Origin of the sequence: Bacillus cereus group sp. MYBK245-2 (assembly GCF_051916145.1) — a bacterium.
Taxonomy (GTDB): Bacteria; Bacillota; Bacilli; order Bacillales; family Bacillaceae_G; genus Bacillus_A; species Bacillus_A pacificus.
In genome coordinates this window covers 183,203-201,079 of the sequence record NZ_JBQAGB010000003.1, presented here as the reverse complement: position 1 = coordinate 201,079, position 17,877 = coordinate 183,203, and the positions used below count along the sequence as shown (strand labels likewise).

Sequence of the window (17,877 nt, the reverse complement as noted above, 5' to 3'; positions counted from 1 at the left end):
TTTAGTTCACCCTTTCTAATTTTTCGTTGCTTGCTGCAATTAATAAGTTTAATTTGGCTAATGCTTTTCCAGAGTCAATGCTATATGCCGCGAGTTTAATTCCTTCTTCAATCGTTTCCGTTTTTCCATTTGCGAAAAGAGCTAGACCTGCATTTAATAAAACTGTATCGCGATAAACACTCTTTTCTCCGCTCAATACGCCGAGCGTAATCTTTGCATTTTCTTTTGAATTTCCCCCTCTAATTTCTTCATTTTTCACTCTTGAAAAACCATACTTTTCTGGATCAATACTCATTTCTACTATTTCATTATCTTTTAAAAGGACTACGTGATTTTCCCCTTGTAATGACGCTTCATCTAAAAAACCACTTCCGTTTACGACAAGCGCTTGTTTCCGGCCTAACTTTTGTAATACTTGCGCAACTGGTAGTAACATATCTCTTTTATAAATGCCGACAAATTGTGTTTCTAAATTTACCGGATTTGTTAAAGGGCCAATTAAGTTAAAGATTGTCGGCACGTTTAATTCTTTTCTTATTTTCATAATGCGTCTTAATGCTGGGTGCATCGCTGGTGCGAATAAAAATGCGATTCCGACATGCTCTAATAAATAATCAATTTCGTTTGGCGTACTGCTAATATTTACACCGAGTTCTTCTAATAAATCTGCACTTCCTGTTTTACTAGAAACAGCACGGTTACCATGTTTTGCAACCTTTACACCAGCTCCTGCCAGTACAAATGCCGATGTTGTACTAATATTAAACGTTTGGGCACCGTCACCACCTGTCCCGCAGTTGTCCATCGCTCCTTGTATATGATTCGAAAACGGTAATGCCTTTTCACGAAGAGCTCGGACGAGACCGTATATTTCTTCTGCAGTTTCACCTTTCGCTTTCAGTAAGACTAAGAAAGCTGCAATTTCACTTTCCAATATGTTTTCATTTAATAAAAGAAGTCCTGCTTTATACATTTCCTCTTCTGTTAAATGTTGCCCCTCCACTAATTTACGAAGATAGTTATTCATACTCTTTCCTCCTCTTTCACTTCGCCTAAAAAGGCACGTATTAACTTTCCGCCTTCTTCTGTCGCAATTGATTCCGGATGAAACTGTAATCCAAAGAGTGGATAATAATTGTGACGAACTGCCATAATTTCTCCATCGTCCATCGCTGTCGCTAGTATGTCAAAACACTGCGGCAAGCTTGTTTGTGCTGCAACAAGAGAATGGTAGCGCATCGCTGTTAGCGGTTGTGTCACATACGAAAAAATTGACGTTCCGTTATGTTTCACACGTGATGTTTTTCCGTGTTTAATGCGCTCTGCTCTTACAATATCTCCTCCAAATGCTGATATAATTGCTTGATGCCCAAGACAAATACCTAATATAGAAACGTTCTTATAAAAATGACGAATCACTTCCATACAAATTCCAGCATCTTCTGGTTTTCCTGGTCCTGGTGAAAGCACAATTCCTTTCGGCTTCATTTCTTCTAATTGTTCTATCGTTATTTGATCATTTCTTACGACAACAATTTCTTCTTCGTATTCGCCTAGTAGTTGATACAAGTTATATGTGAATGAATCATAATTATCGATAAGTACAATCATTTCATTACCTCCAAGAGCGCTCTCGCTTTATTTAATGTTTCTTCATATTCAGCAACTGGGTCTGAATCGTAGACGATCCCCGCTCCTGCCTGAACGTATGCTTTCTCATCTTTCACGACCATTGTTCGAATGGCAAGCGCCATATCAAGATTCCCTGAAAAACTAACGTATCCAACTGCACCGGCGTACACATTTCTTTTTTCATTCTCTAGCTCATTTATAATTTCCATCGCTCTAATTTTCGGAGCACCTGATACCGTCCCCGCCGGTAAGCAATGCGCTAATGCATCAAATCCGCTCATTTGTTTTCGCAATGTTCCGTAAACTTCAGATACAATGTGCATAACGTGAGAATATTTTTCTACTTTCATATATTTATCTATCGTAACTGAGCCGATTTCACTCACTCTACCAATATCATTTCGCCCAAGATCTACAAGCATCATATGCTCTGCTCGCTCTTTCTCATTTTCTAACAGCTCTTTTTCAATTTCCGTATCTTCCTGCTTTGTCTTTCCTCTCGGCCTCGTACCAGCAATTGGATTTGTCATCACTTTATCCTCTCTTACCGATAGCAAACTTTCTGGCGAAGAACCGAGTACAACATAATCTTGAAAATCGATATAAAACATATATGGTGATGGATTGGCAATTCGTAGTTTTCGGTATAACGCGAATGGATCGCCAATACATTCACTTTGCAAACGCTGGGATAATACGACTTGGAATATGTCCCCGGCCCCGATGTGTTCTTTCGCCTTTTCTACCATTACGCAAAATTCTTTTTCCGTTATAGAAGAAGTGAATGATAATGTTGATCTTATTTCAGTTATTTCCGCTTCTTCTCCCTGTAGCACTTCCTCTTTGTATACTCGCAGCCTTTCGTATACTTCTTCATAATCTGCTGAATCATCTTCCCTGCATACATATACAAACGACAACTTTTGGCGTAAGTGGTCATACACGATAAACTCACGGTACAGTAAAAGGTGTACCTCTGGAATATTCAATGGATCGTGTAAATTTGCTCCAATGTTTTCATATTGCCGAATAACGTCATAGCCAATATAACCAACTGCTCCTCCGCAAAACGGAAATGGACTGTCTACTTGAGCTGACGCAATCACTTCTTCTAACACTTGTAGTACGTTACCTTGTAACTTTTCTACCCTGCCGAAAATCGTTCGTTCCACTTCCGTACCAACGCTTTTCACTTCTCCATAAGGATTACATCCTAAGTAAGAATAACGCCCTTTATCTTGATGAAGCTGTGAACTTTCTAATAAGAATTTCTTCTTCCCTTTCATACGTCTATATAAAGAAATTGGCGTAATGCTATCTCCTTCTTCTTCAGTGATTACTAAAAATGTCTTTCTCTCTCTTTTTTGTTTTATAAATTCTTCTTTCGTCATCATGTCCTTCACCTCGCCCTGAAAAATAAAAAAGTCCCCTACATATCGAAAATATGTAGAGGACGATAAATATACCGCGGTACCACCTCGTGTTGGACGCAAAAGCATCCCGCTTTATTCAGGTACAAAATATATACCTTATCCTTGTAACGGCGGAACCCGGGTTGCCTACTGAAAATAATTGTTCAGCATACCTCTCGTAAGCCCATTCCGTATATGGTACCGCACCGGGCTCCCACCTATTCCCGGCTCTCTGTAACGTCTCCAATATACGTACTCTTCTTACTGAAACGATTTCATTTATTTAATTTTTTATACACAAAAAGGGAGTACTCATCCTATAGAAAGGACGGGTACTCCCGTGGTGCCACCTTAATTCGTTACGAATGTAACGCACTTTACCGTATCAAAAACAATACGTGTCTCTTGTATCGATGAGATCATGTCGCCAAAGCCTACTTCTTTCGTTTCGGTTTGGAAGCTCCGAAGCCCATTCCACATCAATTCCATACTGATTCGCACCAACCATCAGCTCTCTGACATGTTCATCATGTGTACTCTTCTTCATCAACGCTTGCATTTTTTTAAGTTGCACTCATTATAGACCTGACTTTTTTCATAAGTCAATACTTTTTTAAAAATTTTATTTTTCTTTCCTTTCAATATTATATTGACAAAACAACCTCTTTTTATGTAAATATAATAAATACTCTATTAAAAATAAGGTTTTTTGTATGAATATTATATATTAAAAAAGTAAAATGATATCAAAAAACGCTTACATTTCTGAAAATTCATATTTCTGTATGGATTTTTCAGAATAATCATGATAGATTATAAATATGCATAACGCATCAAAAGACATGACAAAAGGAAGGGGAACTTCATGAGTACGCAGATGTTAACTTTAACTTCAATCTCTATTTACATGCTCGGGATGTTAGTCATTGGCTATTTCGCCTATAAACGAACGTCCAACTTAACAGATTATATGCTTGGCGGGCGTACACTAGGCCCCGCAGTAACAGCATTAAGTGCTGGAGCATCCGATATGAGTGGGTGGCTTTTAATGGGCTTACCCGGTGCAATGTTTAGCGTTGGATTAAGTAGTAGTTGGATTGCGATCGGCCTGACACTAGGCGCATACGCAAACTGGCTATATGTCGCTCCTCGCTTACGTACCTACTCTGAAATTGCAAACAACTCTATTACTATCCCAGAATTTTTGGAACACCGTTTCCACGACAAATCTCACATGCTACGCTTAGTATCTGGACTTGTTATTATGATTTTCTTTACTTTTTATGTAGCTTCAGGACTCGTTTCAGGTGCTGTATTATTTGAAAATTCATTTGGTATGAACTACCACGTTGGATTATTCATTGTAGCTGGCGTTGTTGTTGCTTACACATTATTTGGTGGTTTCTTAGCAGTAAGTTGGACAGACTTCGTGCAAGGAATCATTATGGTAATTGCTCTTATTCTTGTTCCTACTGTTACAATTATGAATGTAAATGGACTTGGTCCAGCATTTAGCACAATTAAATCAATTGATCCAACATTATTAGATATTTTTAAAGGTACTTCTGTATTAGGTATTATTTCATTATTCGCATGGGGCCTTGGTTATGTTGGACAACCTCATATTATCGTACGCTTTATGGCAATTTCTTCTGTAAAAGAAATTAAAAGTGCGCGACGAATTGGTATGAGCTGGATGATTTTCTCTGTTGTTGGAGCTATGTTTACTGGTCTTATCGGTATTGCATACTACTCGGACAAAGGATTAAAGCTATCCAATCCAGAGACAATTTTCCTTGAACTGGGGAAAATTTTATTCCACCCGCTTATTACTGGATTTTTATTAGCAGCTATTTTAGCAGCGATTATGAGTACAATTTCATCTCAGTTACTCGTTACTTCTAGTGCTGTAACGGAAGACTTATATCGTACTTTCTTTAAACGTTCTGCTTCTGATAAAGAGCTTGTATTTGTCGGCCGTATGGCTGTTCTTGTTATTGCATTAGTTGGGTGTGCATTAGCGTTTAAACAAAATGATACGATTTTAGCTCTTGTTGGATACGCTTGGGCTGGATTTGGTTCTTCATTCGGACCTGCTATTTTATTAAGCTTATATTGGAAACGTATGACGAAGTGGGGCGCACTTGCTGGTATGATTTCTGGTGCTGCTACAGTAATTATTTGGACGCAATTCAAATTCTTAAAAGAATTCTTATATGAAATGATTCCTGGTTTTACTATTAGTTTACTAGTAATCATAATTGTTAGTTTACTAACACAATCTTCAAAAGAAGTTGAAGAGCACTTTGAGACTTTTGAAAAGCAACATAGTCATAATCTATAAAGGAAAAGCTCTGCTGTTATCGTATCAGCAGAGTTTTCTTTTTTCTCAAAGTTCGACAATCTTCTGCTCGAATTTAACAATTTCTTTATGTTTCATTAAATTAAACGTAACACTACTCCTTTATAGTAGTACTATCAGCACTTATACAGAAAGGGGACTCCAACATGTTAGCAGCTTTCCAGCAACAACAAACACGAAAATTTTCACCTATCACCAATACTTCTGCGTCTTGTTTGAACATACAACCTAATCCACCTAAAATTTCAATTGCTCCTTCTGTTATTTCAGTCATCGGTGTTCATATGGAAAAAAACAAGTTAAAAGTACGAACGGGACAAAGTACTGAGTTATCCGCTACTGTTTTGCCAGTACAAGCAACGAATAAAGAACTTATTTGGACAAATATGAATGCTGATGTTATCACACTGTATCCAAAAGGTGACACGGTAACGATTACTGGAAAAAGTGCAGGTAGAGCAGTCGTAATTGTTACAACTGCTGAAGGAAAGTTCCGTGACCTATGTATCATTCATGTACAACCTTATATGACAAATCCAAAGTAAAGGAGTGGCTACGAAGCCACTCTTTTACTTTGTTTCAATGTGTGAATTTTTACTTGTAACGAGATTGATGAATTGCTCTTTATCTTTAGGAGAAATAATTTCTGTTTGATGTGATCCATAAATAATTTCAAGTCGATCAAATGATAAGGCATAAGCTGCTACTGGATTTTTCGTATTTGAAATCTTTTTTATATCTCGTATAAATATGCGCTTTTTAACGAAGCCTGATCTAATAATAATTGTTTCTTCTCCGACAATATATTTTGTCGAAAACCAACTCCACATAAATAATATGGCTAATGGGATTGTGAAAAATAAAAGAAAATATTCTCTTCCTGCAAATATGGGAGCAAAACACGCTCCAATGACAACGAAAAAAATCGGATATAGCCATATATCTTTTTTTGATGGAAATTCCATTAAACTTCCCCTCTCTTGATTTAAGTCAATGAACCTCCTCTTCTTCTCTATTACAATGAAAACACCATTAGGATAGGAGGACGTATTATGACTGAACGAAAGTATGCATTACTTGCTGGCTCTTCTCTTCTTGTTATGGCAGCCATTGCATTTTTTTCTTACGGTTTTGTTCATGGACATCTCATTGTACAAGAAAACGCGAGTACAACATTCCATAATATCCAAACTTCAAATTCACTTTTCAAAGCAGAAATCTTCGGTTGGATTATTATTTTTATTACTGATATTGTCGCCGCATGGGCTCTTTATTTCTTTCTAAAACCGATTCATACTAGCCTCTCATTACTAGCATCCTTGCTTCGTCTTATGTATACATCGATACTTGGGATCGCTATATTCAATCTAATATTAGTATTGCTACTTTCAAAAAGCACAATCGCAAATTCAGAAACATATACGATGTTGTTTCTCAGTTCATTCGAGTACACTTGGTCTGTAGGGTTAATCATTTTCGGCTTACACCTTTTTGTTTTAGGTTATGTAACTTTTCTATGTAAACATATACCGAAATGTATTAGTATACTACTATTCTTGGCTTCTATCGGTTATATCGTAATTCACGTCATGAATACAATGTTTTCACAATATGATGCGATGATCTCCATTCTTAATGTTGTCTTTCAACTACCGATGATCGCAGGTGAACTCGGATTTAGTATATGGCTATTGATTAAAGGTGGAAAAAACGCTACTGTTTGAGTCGTTTCTTAATTCTGCTTAATGATTCTGGCGTAATACCTAGATAACTCGCCAATTGATATTGAGGAACACGATTGATTAAATGCGGTCGTTTTTGTAATAATGATTTGTAGCGCTCTTCTGGTGTCGATGCAATAAATAATGAAAGTTCTTCTTGTACCTCACCGAAATTGTATTCAATCATTTGGCGTGTCATTTCTTCTAATTGTGAATATTTCTTATACATGTCCTTTTCACTATGCAGGTCGCCAACTACAACTAGACAGTCTTCTAAACACGTTAACGTATGCGGGGATGATTTATCTTGTTTATGATGATTAAAATTTGCGATTGTTTGTTCTTCTGTATAAAAATTTGATGTAACTTCTTTTCCTGCTTCATCTATACTATGTTGTCTAACGCATCCTTTTAATACAAAATAACATTTTAACGAAACATCTCCTTGCCTTAGAAGCACTGTTCCTTTTTTATATTCTTCAATTTGTAATTCACTGAGAATCATGTGCTGCTCTTCTTCACTTAGTGTTGTAAGGCTCTGCATATATTTCTTTAATATCTCTTCCATTTCCCTCCCCCTTCTACGCCCGTATTTCTATAAAACAAAAAGAGAAGTATCACAACTTCTCTTTTCTCTCTTAACATTATAATTCCTGTGTATAAACAGGCTCGTTTACGACATTTTTTGCTGTTCTTTTTTGTTGCTGCAATAAGAAAACAGATACACCAAACAATACGAGTATGCTACCGATCATTTGCATAGCATTTAATCTTTCCCCAAGTAAGAAGAACGCTAGTATTGACGCTCCAACTGGTTCACCTAAAATACTCATTGAAATTGTTGTTGCATTTACGTAGTTTAATAACCAGTTATTAATGACGTGTGACACTGTCGGCACGACCGCAAGTAAAAGAAAAATGGTCCAATCCCACTTTGTATAACCTGTAAAAGGCACTTGCAATGCTATATTATAAATCCCCATAAAAATACCTGCAAATGCAAAGACTGTAAAGCTGTAAATCCAGTGTGATACTTTCTTTACTGTCGTTTGGCCGATAAATAAATAACCAACAACTGCTATTACACTTAAAAAGGATAATATATCGCCATAAATTGCTTGTTCACTTAGTCCTAAATCTCCCCAACCAATACACACTACACCTAATATCGCAATTCCCATTGTCGCAATGGCTGAGTATGTTGTTCTTTCTTTAAATAAGAAAAAACCTCCAACTAAAGATACGATTGGTTGAAGCGCTAAAATAATCGTCGAACTCGCAACTGTTGTATGCTTTAAAGATTCAAACCATAAAAGAAAATGAAGTGCTAAAAAGAAACCAGATCCGATTAAAAATCCCCAATCTTTTATTTGAATCTTACTAAACTCTTCCCGTTTTTTCCAAACAATAGGCAGCATAAGAAGTACGATAATCCATAATCGATACATACTTAATATGGAAGATGGTGCCGAGGACATCTTTACAAAAACTGCTGCGAATGAAATGGCTATAATGGAAATAGCTAATGGTAGCGCGATTGACCTTTCTTGTTTCAAATTCCGTCTCCCCTCTCACCTGTCAAAAATCCCACTTCATTATATCCGTTTTCTTCCCTAACTTAAATACTAATTTTTTAGATTCTTCGTACCATTATGGTAAAATAGAAACGAAAGCACCTATTAGTGAATATTTCTTTCTTTTTCACTACAAGCGTCGCTCTTACAATCATTACAGTAAATTTTTATTTAGGGGGATCTACATGAATCAAACAATTGGGAGAATTGAAGAGATTTCATTTTATAGTGCATCACTTCAAGAAGATGTTACACTTCTCGTTTACTTACCGGTAAATTACACACCGCTGCACAAACATACAGTTGTAATTGCACAAGATGGCAGAGATTATTTTCAGCTTGGGAAAGCACACCGTGTAATTGAGCGCCTTCGTGAAACTGAAGAAATTGACCGTACAATTATTGTCGGTATTCCATATAAAAATGTACACGATCGTAAAGAAAAATATTTCCCAAACGAAGTAAAAAACGCTGCGTATATTCGTTTCCTTGCTCATGAACTTGCACCATATATCGATGAGAATTATCCAACGTACCAAATGGGAAAAGGTCGTGTGTTAATTGGTGATTCTCTTGGCGGAACAGTTTCCTTTATGACCGCACTTATGTATCCGCATACATTCGGTAAAGTCGTTATGCAATCACCATTTGTGGATGAAACAGTAATAAACTTAGCAAAAGACTTCAAAAATCCGGAGGCGCTAGAGCTTTATCACGTTATTGGGACAGAAGAAACAGCTGTAAAGCGCACTGATGGACAAGTATCTGATTTCGTAGGGCCGAACCGTGAGCTTAATACCCTTCTGACAGATCGAAATTTCATCACGCATTACGAGGAGTTTGAAGGTAATCATACGTGGAAATATTGGCAAACTGATTTACCGAAAGCTTTCTCTCATATGCTATCAATGAAATAATAGAGAGCAGTATTCAGAATAATTTGATATAATAGATTAAGAGAGTTATTTTCTCAAAATCTAACTAGACTTACAAAGGGAGGAATTGGAACATGAAATTAGGCATTGTAATTTTTCCATCTAAAATGATTCAAGATAAAGCGAACGGATTGCGTAAACGTTATGATCCGCACTACGCATTAGTTCCGCCACATATTACATTGAAAACACCCTTTGAGACGCAAGATGAACAATTAGAATCGATTGTAAACGAGTTACATACAATCGCAAGTAAAACGAACCCTTTTACCCTTCATGTTGGAAAAGTTGGTTCATTCGCACCTGTTAATAATGTTCTTTATTTTAAAGTAGAAAAAACACCTGAACTTACTTTCTTAAATGAGGAAATGCATAGCGGATTCTTTACACAAGAACGCGAATACGCTTTTGTACCTCATTTAACAATTGGACAAGGCTTATCAGATGCAGAGCATGCTGATGTACTAGGTCGATTACGTATGAAAGATTTCTATTACGAACAACCAATTGACCGCTTCCATCTTCTATATCAATTAGAAAACGGAACATGGACTGTACACGAAACATTCCGCCTTGGAAAGGGGAACAACTAATTTGCATGCACAGATCGTACAAACGGACGAACAACTAAGAGATGCATTCTCTGTACGTAAGCAAGTATTTGTGAAGGAACAGCAAGTTTCTGCCGAAGAAGAGTATGATGAGTTTGAAGAAACTTCCATACACGTTGTTATATATGATAATGATGTTCCCGTTGGTGCTGGGCGTTTTCGCACCATTGATGGAATAGGAAAAATGGAACGCATTTGCGTACTAGCTTCCCATCGAAAAAAAGGCATCGGAAAAATTGTTATGGACGCACTTGAAGCATATGCGAAGGAAAACTCGCTATCAAAATTAAAGTTGCATGCTCAAACACATGCTGAAGATTTCTATAAGAAACTTGGATATGTAACGAGTTCTGATGTATTTATGGAAGCAAATATTCCTCACGTCGTTATGATAAAAGAATTGTAATTTGAAAACAGGAGGTATCCCCTCCTGTTTTTTACATTGCTATTTTCTTTTTCTTCCGCTAAAGTTAAATGTTGATGCTATAGTTTTGAAGGTGAATATATGACACAAGAAAAATTTTCACAAAAATCATTAACGCACGCTGATATTCCACGTGCAACATATCATATTCCAAAAACATCTACCCATTTAATTATGGAAGAAGATGCAGATGCGGCGTATTTCCGCGCTCTCGAACAACAAAATGTATTTTTAAACGAAAAACAATTAGAGGCCGTTCGAACGACAGAAGGTCCTGTTCTTACATTAGCTGGTGCCGGAAGCGGGAAAACATCTGTTTTAACAACTCGCGTCGGTTATTTAGTAAATGTGAAACAAGTTCATCCGCGAAATATTTTATTACTTACATTTACACAAAAAGCGGCTGAAGAAATCCGAAATCGTGTAGCGAATTTACCGGGTATGAATCATGCGGCAAGTAGCTACGTTGTTGCCGGTACGTTCCACTCTGTCTTTTTAAAATTGCTTCGTAGTCAAGGATATAATCAGCAAATTTTAGCAAACGAAAAACATAAACAAATTATGATAAAGAAAATTTTAAAAGAATTGCGTTTAAAAGACGATTATGATGCTGAAACGATGCTCGCGATGATTTCACTTGAGAAAAACAAGTTGAATCGTCCAAAAGATGTAAAAGCAAAAACACCCGTTGAACAAGAATTTAAAGAAGTATACGAGCGTTTTGAAGAAGTGAAACAACGATATAATTATATCGATTTCGATGACATCTTATTAGAAACATATTATATGTTAGAAAATAACGCTCCTTTGCTTACCCAATTACAACAACGTTTCCACTATATTGAAGTAGATGAGTTCCAAGATACATCGTATGCTCAATATGAAATTGTAAAATTGTTAGCTTCGCCAAGAAATAATTTATTTATCGCAGGTGATGACGATCAAGCTATATACGGTTGGCGAGGAGCAAGTCACCAAATTATTTTATCTTTTCCAAAAGAATTTGATAACACTACGATTATCGCCCTTAATACGAATTATCGATCCAATCCTTTTATTGTCGGACTTGGAAATGAAGTTATCAAACTAAATCAAGAACGGTTTGATAAAGAGCTATATTCTGTTCGTGAAGAAGGTGTACAACCTTTTTATGCAAGACCGGCTACGACTCTTGATGAAGCAAATCAAATTTTGCAGCTCATTCAAGAAAAAGTAGATAGTGGTGAACGAAATTATAAAGATTTTTGTTTGCTGTATCGCACACATTCTGTAAGCCGTTCGTTACTTGATCAGCTTACCATTCATAAAATCCCGTTTATTAAGCACGGTGCGAGTCAGTCATTTTATGAACATTCTTTAATTAAGCCTGTATTGGATCATTTACGACTCGTAATTGAACCATTTCGATTAGAATCACTTTCAAACATATTACCAACGATGTATATCGGGCGTGATGATTGTATTTCATTTATTGAACGTGAACAATGGAAATATGGTGAAGGCCGTTTCCCTTCTCTTCTTCATTTCTTATTATTAAATCCGAACTTAAAACCTTTTCAAGTGAAAAAGGTAAATGAGCGTATCGATTTTATTAAATTTATAAAAGAATTAGAACCGAAAAAAGCATTAAAAGAAATTATTCATGGTAAAGGAAAGTATTTAGAATACTTACAAAGTAACGATCGTTCTTCCTTTACGATGCATAAAGATATACAAGAAGAAATGTTAGAAGAATTAATGGAGTCGGCAAATCGCTTCACCGACATTCCAGCTTATTTACAATTTATTGATGAAGCCATTCAAGGTCAAAAAGAAATGGAAGCATTAAAAACAATGCCGCAAAAAGATGCTGTTTCACTTATGTCTATTCATAACGCAAAAGGCCTTGAATTTCCATGTGTCTTTTTACTCGGAGCGAGCGATGGTATTCTGCCCCATACTTCTTCTTTAAAAGATGCAAATGATCGTGTTACAGAGACTTCTGAAGCTTTAGAAGAAGAACGCCGACTACTTTATGTCGCAATTACACGTGCGAAAGAAGAATTGTACATTTCCTCTCCGCAATTTTTTAGAGGAAAAAAATTAGATATATCTCGCTTTTTGTATACTGTGCGAAAAGATTTACCTGAAAAGACATCCACGAAATAAGGATGTCTTTTTTTATATTGCAATATGTACATCCCTCCTATATAAATTCCCTCTTTTTATCATAAGAATTAACGTAATATCAACCATATCCCACTCATATTGTAATAGTGTATGTCAGAACTCACGAGAAGGAGTGAACATAATGAGCTGCAATTGTAACGAAGATCATCAACATGATTTTGATTTCAACTGTGTATCTAATGTCGTTCGTTTTATACATGAACTACAAGAATGTGCAACAACAACATGCGGATCTGGTTGTGAAGTCCCCTTTCTAGGAGCACATAATAGCGCATCAGTAGCAAATACACGTCCTTTTATTTTATACACAAAAGCCGGAACACCATTTGAAGCATTCGCGCCATCTGCAAGCCTTTCTAGCTGCCAATCTCCAATTTTCCGTGTCGAGAGTATAGATGATGATGATTGCGCTGTATTGCGTGTATTAACTGTTGTATTAGGTGACGGTTCTCCTGTACCACCTGGTGATAATCCAATTTGTACGTTTTTAGCTGTACCAAATGCAAGATTAATATCGACCAACACTTGTCTTACTGTTGATTTAAGTTGCTTCTGCGCTATTCAATGCTTACGTGATGTTACGATTTAAAACTAAATAATGAGTTAAGCATGGATTGGGTGGCAGAATTATCTGCCACCCAATCCATGCTTAACGAGTATTATTATGTAAATTTCTTAAAATTGGGAACTTGTCTAGAACATAGAACCTGTCCTTTTCATTAACTGAAAGTAGAAACAGATAAAGGAGTGAAAAACATGTTCTCTTCTGATTGCGAATTTACAAAAATCGATTGTGAGGCGAAACCAGCTAGTACACTACCTGCCTTCGGTTTTGCTTTCAACGCGTCTGCACCTCAGTTCGCTTCATTATTTACACCACTACTATTACCTAGCGTAAGTCCAAACCCAAATATTCCTGTTCCTGTAATAAATGATACAGTAAGTGTCGGAGATGGCATTCGAATTCTACGAGCTGGTATTTATCAAATCAGTTATACATTAACAATTAGTCTTGATAATGTACCTACTGCACCAGAAGCTGGTCGTTTCTTCTTATCATTAGGTACACCGGCTAACATTATTCCTGGATCAGGTACAGCGGTTCGTTCTAACGTTATTGGTACTGGTGAAGTAGACGTATCCAGTGGTGTTATTCTTATTAACTTAAACCCTGGTGACTTAATTCAAATTGTACCAGTTGAGTTAATTGGAACTGTAGACATCCGTGCTGCAGCATTAACAGTTTCACAAATTGGTTAGTAAAAAGCGGTATTTCTTCATTGAAATACCGCTTTTTATATGTATAATAAAAAACACTCACAGTAGCATGAGTGTTTCATTCTTCATAGTGTTTTATTGTATTCTTCTTTTTCCCACAATTGCATCCTTTTTTCTTCACAAATCCTTGTTGTTGCAATTGTTCTTGATATGCCTGTTGTTGTGCATAGTGCTGTTGCTGTATGTTATACCATTGCTGCAGGTCATATGAATTTTGCCTTGGATTATTGCTCACAGCAAACATCTCCTCTACTGTCAATTCTGTCTATTTACTATATGAACAACTCTTTATTTCCGTTCCCTCATTCTTTTAAACTCCGCTTTTTCTCTTAGTATGAAAATATATTATTCTCCCATAAAATATCCTGTAATCGTTTCAATGATTGCTGCTGCTCCTGCAATAGCTAATAACGCAAGTAACGGCTCTGCAACGATTGGAATCCAATTATATAAAACTAATAAAAAAGCACTAACCCATACACCTGTACACCAATAACAGCTTAATAATTCGCCAATCCACTTTCTTAATCCTTTACCTTTTACTTTTGTAAAAGTTGATACACTTCCATCCGGCTCTGTAATCTCTAATTCGTCAATAAACGGTCTTCGCAAAAAAGCTGTAATTTTATCATAAACAATTAAACGGGTGAGCCTAAAAGCCGCTAACGCGAAAATAAAAAATAAAAGCCAACTTGTAAACAGCATGATTCCACCTTCCCTTATCTTCTTTCGCCTATTTAAAAAAAAAGGTCTTGAGATTGTGACCAAATCTCCTCGACTCCAATATCTTATTAATGTAAATACAAACAAGAAGATAAGGAGTGACATTAATGAGTTGTAACGAAAATAAACACCATGGCTCTTCTCATTGTGTAGTTGACGTTGTAAAATTCATCAATGAATTACAAGATTGTTCTACAACAACGTGTGGATCTGGTTGTGAAATCCCATTTTTAGGGGCACACAATAGTGCTTCAGTAGCAAATACACGCCCTTTTATTTTATACACAAAAGCTGGAACAGCATTTGAAGCATTTGCACCATCTGCAAGCCTTGTTAGCTGCCAATCTCCAATTTTCCGTGTGGAAAGTGTAGATGATGATAGCTGTGCTGTGCTACGTGTATTAACTGTTGTATTAGGTGACGGTTCTCCTGTACCACCTGGTGATAATCCAATTTGTACGTTTTTAGCTGTACCAAATGCAAGATTAGTATCAACTAACACTTGCCTTACTGTTGATTTAAGCTGTTTCTGTGCTATCCAGTGCTTACGCGACGTTTCTATCTAATAAGTGAAGTAAACTAAAAAACTATTGGGGTGGTAGAAGATTTCTACCACCTTTACATATTTAAAAGCCGGCCATACTAATCGACTGGATATCATCTATAGACAACTTAATATCTCGCATGCTATTTGGTGGCATAATCGCTACAATTCCATTACGATACGATATGATTGATCCAACATATGAAACTGTAGCTGTTTTTATTCTGCACCTTACTTTCGGAATATAATGAGGGCGATTTAATAAAAAATGAATTCTCTCTTCGTTATTCATATCCTTAAATGATTTATTATATGGAACAGTTCTCACTGGCTCTTGCTGTTCTTGTACTTGTTCCTCTTCTTCTATTTTCCCTTTCACTTGCTGCTCCTCTTGTTGTTCCTGTTCTTGTTCTATGACCTCTTCCACAGCACTACTTACAACATTTTCGTTTCTATTACTTTCCTCTTTTCGATCCTCATTTTCAAAGTTTGTTAAAATAATTCTTTTTATTTTCGGTGCAGCAAGTTCCAAACTTACTTGCGCAATATATAACAACGGTTTTCCAACTGTTGAACTTTTATTTTTATTCTTCACACTCGTCCCTCCCACTTCCATACGTAGCTGGATAAATCGTGTACTATTATAGTTATATTCATCACATGGTAAGAACTTTCGTTAAAAATCGTTCTTTCCAAGAACAAATAAAAAGGACAATCTCAACATGTAGAGATTGTCCTTTAACAGTTCATATTATAATTATCCTAAGATATGATACCCTGAATCAACGTGAATGTTTTCTCCTGTTACGCCGCGTGCTAAATCACTGAATAAGAATACTGCTGTATCCCCAACTTCTTCTGGAGTTGTTGTACGACGAAGTGGTGCGCGCTCCTCAATTTCTCTTAAGATTGAGTTAAAGTCGCCTACACCTTTTGCAGATAACGTACGAATTGGACCTGCAGAAATAGCGTTAACGCGAATGCCATGTTGGCCTAAATCGTTCGCTAAATATTTCACGCTCGCTTCTAATGAAGCTTTCGCAACGCCCATAACGTTATAGTTTTTCACAACGCGCTCGCCGCCAAGATATGTTAACGTTAAAATATTTCCGCCTTCTGTCATTACTTTCTTCGCTTCTCTTGCTACAGCTGTTAAAGAGAATGCACTAATATTTTGTGCAAGTAAAAATCCGTCGCGAGAAGTATCTACAAATTCACCTTTTAAGTCGTCACGATTTGCAAAAGCAATACAGTGCGCTACACCGTGAATTGTACCAACTTCTTGCTTGATTGTTTCAAAACAAGCTGTAAGTTCTTCATCATTTGTTACATCACAAGGTAATACAAGTGATTCTTGTCCTTCTAATGTATCCGCTAATTCACGAACATTTCTCTCTAAACGTTCTCCTGCATATGTGAAGATTAATTTTGCACCTGCATTATGCAAAGAGCGAGCAATTCCCCATGCAATACTTCTTTGGTTCGCAACGCCCATAACAACAAATGTTTTCCCTTGTAATAGTTCCATGATATATCCTCCCAGAAATACTTATACTTGTTATTAGTACCTGATACTATAATTATAGTAACATAAAACCTCTTAAAGGCAAACAAAAAAGTCATTAACTGAAAATTGTTAATGACTTTTTGTTTCTATAAAAAAACGCTCTAATCCTTCTTCCCAAGAAGGCATTTGTAAAAAACCATTTAATCGTAGCATGTTATGTTGGAAAATAGAATATTTTGGTCTCGCTGCCGCCGCTCCAAATTCTTCAGTTGAAACCGGTAATACATCCACTTTCATATTTGCATACGAAAATATTTTCTTTGCAAATTCAAACCAAGAACATGATCCTCTATTGGATATGTGATACGTACCGTATAAAGAAGTATGAATGAGCTTATTAATCATTACATTTAAATCCGCCACATACGTAGGAGAACCGATTTGATCCGCTACAACAGATACTTCTTCTCTTTCTTTCCCTAATCGCATCATCGTTTTCACAAAATTATTTCCATACTTACCATACAACCATGACGTACGAACGATAAAGTATTTATTATGTAACTCTTTGACGAACTGCTCTCCCGCATATTTAGAAGCCCCGTATATATTTATCGGCGCCGGATTATGAAATTCATCGTACCCTTCCGGTCTATCACCTTGAAATACATAATCCGTACTAATATAAACTAACTTCGCCCCCACTAATTGTGAGGCAACTGCTACATTTCGAGCCCCTATTGCATTTATTCTATAAGCAAGATCTCGTTCTTTCTCAGCTTGATCAACCTTCGTATACGCTGCACAATGAATAATGATATGTGGCCTTATTTCTTGTACTACTTGCTGCACTTTGGATATATTTGTTATATCTAGTAACTTTTTATCAAATGGATATATGTCATATTCTTCAGGATTTAACTCTTCTTGTAGTTGCTTTCCCAATTGACCATTTGCTCCTGTTATGATAATCCGTTCTCTCATT

General features: G+C 36.4%; 21 protein-coding genes and 2 other annotated features. Of the genes, 10 read left to right on the top strand and 11 right to left on the bottom strand.

The genetic code is table 11. From position 1 onward, the window contains the following. Window position 1: 1 nt before the first annotated feature. Genes trpD through trpE form a run of 3 tightly spaced genes read right to left on the bottom strand, consistent with a single transcriptional unit; the run spans window position 2 to window position 3,026 of the window. Window positions 2–1,027 carry an anthranilate phosphoribosyltransferase gene (trpD, locus tag ACTFRN_RS08115; RefSeq protein ID WP_001067348.1) on the bottom strand — a complete coding sequence of 342 codons (1,026 nt, stop codon included), beginning with the start codon at window positions 1,025–1,027 and terminating at the stop codon, window positions 2–4. Then, a complete protein-coding gene (locus ACTFRN_RS08110) occupies window positions 1,024–1,611 on the bottom strand; it encodes an anthranilate synthase component II (RefSeq protein ID WP_000636345.1) in 588 nt (195 codons plus the stop codon). Before ACTFRN_RS08110 ends, trpD begins: the two co-directional genes overlap by 4 nt. Continuing rightward, complete coding sequence (trpE, locus tag ACTFRN_RS08105; RefSeq protein ID WP_124878240.1) at window positions 1,608–3,026, bottom strand: anthranilate synthase component I; 1,419 nt, start codon at window positions 3,024–3,026, stop codon at window positions 1,608–1,610. The genes ACTFRN_RS08110 and trpE overlap by 4 nt, the downstream gene beginning before the upstream one ends. 52 nt (window positions 3,027–3,078) lie before the next feature. Beyond that, window positions 3,079–3,323, bottom strand: a binding site (T-box leader). 42 nt (window positions 3,324–3,365) lie between these two features. Further along, window positions 3,366–3,603: a binding site (T-box leader), on the bottom strand. A gap of 306 nt (window positions 3,604–3,909) precedes the next feature. Between trpE and putP the strand changes: the two genes are divergently transcribed. Then, a complete protein-coding gene (gene putP, locus ACTFRN_RS08100) occupies window positions 3,910–5,388 on the top strand; it encodes a sodium/proline symporter PutP (RefSeq protein WP_000107201.1) in 1,479 nt (492 codons plus the stop codon). 164 nt (window positions 5,389–5,552) lie between these two features. After that, window positions 5,553–5,951 (top strand): Ig-like domain-containing protein, encoded by a 399-nt coding sequence (locus ACTFRN_RS08095; RefSeq protein ID WP_000878726.1) that lies wholly within the window; start codon window positions 5,553–5,555, stop codon window positions 5,949–5,951. Window positions 5,952–5,975: 24 nt separating this feature from the next. Here the strand turns inward: ACTFRN_RS08095 and ACTFRN_RS08090 are convergent, their stop codons facing one another. After that, window positions 5,976–6,371, bottom strand: a complete 396-nt coding sequence (locus ACTFRN_RS08090) for a PH domain-containing protein (protein ID WP_014893211.1) — start codon at window positions 6,369–6,371, stop codon at window positions 5,976–5,978. Between the two features lie 87 nt (window positions 6,372–6,458). Here ACTFRN_RS08090 and ACTFRN_RS08085 point away from each other — a divergent pair, with 87 nt between their 5' ends. After that, window positions 6,459–7,130, top strand: a complete 672-nt coding sequence (locus ACTFRN_RS08085; protein WP_049111390.1) for a DUF4386 domain-containing protein — start codon at window positions 6,459–6,461, stop codon at window positions 7,128–7,130. Here ACTFRN_RS08085 and ACTFRN_RS08080 read toward each other — a convergent pair. Next, window positions 7,120–7,695, bottom strand: coding sequence for a Crp/Fnr family transcriptional regulator (locus ACTFRN_RS08080; RefSeq protein WP_014893212.1), 576 nt, complete (start codon window positions 7,693–7,695; stop codon window positions 7,120–7,122). The two genes, ACTFRN_RS08085 and ACTFRN_RS08080, sit on opposite strands and share 11 nt — an antisense overlap. 76 nt (window positions 7,696–7,771) lie before the next feature. Then, window positions 7,772–8,683, bottom strand: coding sequence for a DMT family transporter (locus ACTFRN_RS08075; RefSeq protein WP_000808258.1), 912 nt, complete (start codon window positions 8,681–8,683; stop codon window positions 7,772–7,774). Between the two features lie 203 nt (window positions 8,684–8,886). On the opposite strand from ACTFRN_RS08075, the gene ACTFRN_RS08070 reads away from it, so the two are divergent. The 6 genes from ACTFRN_RS08070 to exsF all read left to right on the top strand — a co-directional run bounded on the left by ACTFRN_RS08070 (window position 8,887) and on the right by exsF (window position 14,100). Next, on the top strand, window positions 8,887–9,618 hold the full coding sequence (locus ACTFRN_RS08070; RefSeq protein ID WP_001076842.1) for an alpha/beta hydrolase: 732 nt from the start codon (window positions 8,887–8,889) through the stop codon (window positions 9,616–9,618). 92 nt (window positions 9,619–9,710) lie between these two features. Beyond that, on the top strand, window positions 9,711–10,229 hold the full coding sequence (locus tag ACTFRN_RS08065) for a YjcG family protein (protein ID WP_000765878.1): 519 nt from the start codon (window positions 9,711–9,713) through the stop codon (window positions 10,227–10,229). Between the two features lies 1 nt (window position 10,230). Then, window positions 10,231–10,653 (top strand): GNAT family N-acetyltransferase, encoded by a 423-nt coding sequence (locus ACTFRN_RS08060; RefSeq protein ID WP_000543278.1) that lies wholly within the window; start codon window positions 10,231–10,233, stop codon window positions 10,651–10,653. Window positions 10,654–10,752: 99 nt separating this feature from the next. Beyond that, entirely contained in the window at window positions 10,753–12,819 is a 2,067-nt protein-coding gene (locus ACTFRN_RS08055; RefSeq protein WP_000191172.1) for an ATP-dependent helicase, read from the top strand. A gap of 142 nt (window positions 12,820–12,961) precedes the next feature. Continuing rightward, the gene (gene cotY / locus ACTFRN_RS08050) at window positions 12,962–13,429 is read left to right on the top strand and encodes a spore coat protein CotY (protein WP_001277714.1); all 468 of its coding nucleotides are present in this window, start codon (window positions 12,962–12,964) and stop codon (window positions 13,427–13,429) included. 167 nt (window positions 13,430–13,596) lie between these two features. Further along, on the top strand, window positions 13,597–14,100 hold the full coding sequence (exsF, locus tag ACTFRN_RS08045) for an exosporium protein ExsF (protein WP_000492932.1): 504 nt from the start codon (window positions 13,597–13,599) through the stop codon (window positions 14,098–14,100). A gap of 76 nt (window positions 14,101–14,176) precedes the next feature. On the opposite strand, the gene ACTFRN_RS08040 is transcribed toward exsF, so the two are convergent. Both ACTFRN_RS08040 and ACTFRN_RS08035 read right to left on the bottom strand, forming a co-directional pair. Next, window positions 14,177–14,362 carry a hypothetical protein gene (locus ACTFRN_RS08040; RefSeq protein WP_002194706.1) on the bottom strand — a complete coding sequence of 62 codons (186 nt, stop codon included), beginning with the start codon at window positions 14,360–14,362 and terminating at the stop codon, window positions 14,177–14,179. 101 nt (window positions 14,363–14,463) lie between these two features. Then, window positions 14,464–14,823: a DUF1360 domain-containing protein gene (locus tag ACTFRN_RS08035; RefSeq protein WP_000899662.1), complete on the bottom strand. Its 360-nt coding sequence runs from the start codon at window positions 14,821–14,823 to the stop codon at window positions 14,464–14,466. A 125-nt stretch (window positions 14,824–14,948) separates the two neighbouring features. On the opposite strand from ACTFRN_RS08035, the gene exsY reads away from it, so the two are divergent. Beyond that, window positions 14,949–15,407 carry an exosporium assembly protein ExsY gene (exsY, locus tag ACTFRN_RS08030; RefSeq protein ID WP_001277726.1) on the top strand — a complete coding sequence of 153 codons (459 nt, stop codon included), beginning with the start codon at window positions 14,949–14,951 and terminating at the stop codon, window positions 15,405–15,407. Window positions 15,408–15,467: 60 nt separating this feature from the next. Here the strand turns inward: exsY and ACTFRN_RS08025 are convergent, their stop codons facing one another. The 3 genes from ACTFRN_RS08025 to rfbD all read right to left on the bottom strand — a co-directional run bounded on the left by ACTFRN_RS08025 (window position 15,468) and on the right by rfbD (window position 17,876). Then, window positions 15,468–16,001: a spore coat CotO family protein gene (locus tag ACTFRN_RS08025; RefSeq protein ID WP_074567607.1), complete on the bottom strand. Its 534-nt coding sequence runs from the start codon at window positions 15,999–16,001 to the stop codon at window positions 15,468–15,470. A gap of 141 nt (window positions 16,002–16,142) precedes the next feature. Next, window positions 16,143–16,913, bottom strand: a complete 771-nt coding sequence (fabI, locus tag ACTFRN_RS08020) for an enoyl-ACP reductase FabI (RefSeq protein WP_000421885.1) — start codon at window positions 16,911–16,913, stop codon at window positions 16,143–16,145. 108 nt (window positions 16,914–17,021) lie between these two features. Then, window positions 17,022–17,876, bottom strand: coding sequence for a dTDP-4-dehydrorhamnose reductase (gene rfbD, locus ACTFRN_RS08015; protein ID WP_001209174.1), 855 nt, complete (start codon window positions 17,874–17,876; stop codon window positions 17,022–17,024). Between the last annotated feature and the right edge of the window lies 1 nt (window position 17,877).